The 956-nt window shown below is 79.6% G+C and carries 1 protein-coding gene; it reads right to left on the reverse strand.

The features are described 5' to 3' along the window. Positions 1 to 141: 141 nt before the first annotated feature. A complete protein-coding gene (locus ACZ6NC_RS12085; protein WP_465731601.1) occupies positions 142 to 744 on the reverse strand; it encodes a hypothetical protein in 603 nt (200 codons plus the stop codon). Between the last annotated feature and the right edge of the window lie 212 nt (positions 745 to 956).

Here is a 956-nt window from a genome sequence, read left to right on the forward strand (position 1 = left end):
AGCAGGACCCTCCGCCCCCCCCCCCCCCCCCTCCTCCCTCCCCCCCCCCCCCCCCCCCCCCCCCCCCCCCCCCCCCCCCGCCCGGCGCTCAGGACACCGGGCTGCTCGGGCTGCCGGGGCCGATCGGGGCCCGGCCGCGGCTCAGGCCGGCGGGCAGAGGGTGGCGCGCAGGGCGTCGAGGATCTTCTCGGCCTTCTCGGCGCCGAAGCCCTGCGGGTGGTCCGGCGCGGTGAAGCGCTGGTTGGCCAGGTCGACCAGCTTGGCGCGGTCCTTGGGGAACTGGTACATCGACTGGCACTGGTTGCGGGCCCGGTCGACGGCCTGCTCGGGCTTGCCGCCGACGATCGCCGGGTCGATCGCGTTCAGCGCGGCGACCAGCTGGGTGGTGACGTCGGCGCCCGGCTTGGTGGGCAGTCCGGCGTCGGCCGGCGGCGCGGGCTTGGGCGCCGCCGGGGTGTTGGCGGCGTCGGGGGCGCCGGGCGAGGAGGCGCCCGGGGCGGGCCCGTCGGGAGTGCCCGGGGCGGGGGCGGCCGGCGTCGTCGCGGAGGCCGCGGGGGCCGGTGTGGTGGTGTCGCCGGTGGCGGGGGTGCTCCCGGCGGCGGGCGTGGTGGCGGAGGCCGTGGCGGTGGGGGTGCCGCTCGCGGAGGCGCCGGTCGCGGTGGTGCCGGAGCCCGAGCTGGAGCAGGCGGCGAGGCTCACCGCGGCGAACGCCGTGAGGGTGGCGGCGAGGAGACGAGTGCGCATTCCGCCACACTGTCATGTTCGCGGCGCCCAAGGGAAGATCCTCAGGCGCGGGAAACGGGCGCGGGAAACGGGTGGCGAACAGCAGCAGCGGGAGCGGGCGGCGAAGTAGGAGCCGGAGAGGGGGGGGGGGGGGGGGTGTTCCCCCCCCCCCCCCCCCCCCCCTCCCCCCCCCCCTCCCCCCCCGACCCCCCCACCACACGTCAACCCCCCCC

It is taken from the genome of Kitasatospora sp. NPDC041988, assembly GCF_055588525.1.

Coding starts and splice junctions, on each gene's coding strand:
- ACZ6NC_RS12085 (WP_465731601.1), bottom strand. CDS start 744: ATGCGCACTCGTCTCCTCGCCGCCACCCTCACGGCGTTCGCCGCGGTG.